Here is a 1,152-nt window from a genome sequence, read left to right as displayed (position 1 = left end):
GTCGGCGAGGCGGCGGGCCTGGGCGGCCAGCGCGGCGTCCGTACGCGCCGACAGCACCAGCGGCACCACACCCGCCGCCCCCAGCACACCCACCGGCCCCGCCTCCCGCGACAGGGGCGGTACCTCCTCCACCGACCCCGCCTCCCGCGGCGAGGACGGCGCCTCCTCCACGATCAGATGCGCGTTCGTCCCACTCACCCCGAACGCCGACACCCCAGCCCGCCGCACACGACCCTCACCCGGCCACGCACGCGCCTCCCCCAGCACCCGCACCCCACCCGAGGACCAATCCACATGCGACGACGGCACCCCCACGTGCAACGACCCCGGCAACACCCCCCGCCCCAACGCCAACACCATCTTGATCACACCCGCAGCACCCGCCGCCGCCTGCGCATGCCCGATATTCGACTTCAACGACCCCAGCCACAACGGCTCCCCCGCACCACGATCCCGCCCATACGTCGCCAGCAACGCCTGCGCCTCGATCGGATCACCCAGCACCGTCCCCGTCCCATGCCCCTCCACCACATCGACCTGATCCGGCGTCAGACGGGCGGCGGCGAGCGCCTGACGGATCACCCGCTGCTGCGCGGGGCCGCTCGGGGCCGCGAGCCCATTGCTGGCACCGTCCTGGTTGACCGCGCTGCCGCGCAGCACAGCCAGCACCCGGCGGCCTTCCCGCTGGGCCGTGGACAGCCGCTCCAGCACCAGCAGGGCCACACCCTCGCCCATGCCGAAGCCGTCGGCGTCGTCGGAGTACGCCTTGCAGCGCCCGTCCGCCGCCAGCGCCCCCTGCCGCGAGAACTCCGTGAAAACCTCCGGCCCCGCCATCACCGACACCCCGCCGGCCACCGCCAACGAACACTCACCGTCCCGCAACGACCGCGCCGCCAGATGCAACGCCACCAACGACGACGAACACGCCGTGTCCACCGTCAACGCCGGCCCCTCCAACCCCAGCGTGTACGCCACCCGGCCCGACGCGACGCTGGCGGTGTTGCCGGTGAGCAGATAGCCCTCGACCTCGTCCCGGCCCTCCACCGGTCCCGCCGCGTACCCCTGGTGGGACATGCCGACGAACACGCCGGTGTCGCTGCCGCGCAGTGTTCCGGGCCTGATGCCCGCCCGTTCGAGCGCCTCCCAGGTGAC

At 73.4% G+C, this 1,152-nt stretch carries 1 protein-coding gene; it reads right to left on the bottom strand.

The window, feature by feature from the left end:
• Positions 1-1,152 (bottom strand): beta-ketoacyl synthase N-terminal-like domain-containing protein (locus ABTZ59_RS37195; RefSeq protein ID WP_351426036.1); only part of this gene is annotated, 1,152 nt, incomplete at both ends.

Source organism: Streptomyces sp. NPDC094034 (assembly GCF_040303865.1).
GTDB lineage: Bacteria > Actinomycetota > Actinomycetes > Streptomycetales > Streptomycetaceae > Streptomyces.
The sequence above is the reverse complement of the archived record's forward strand: the minus strand, read 5'-3'. Positions and strand labels throughout refer to the sequence as shown.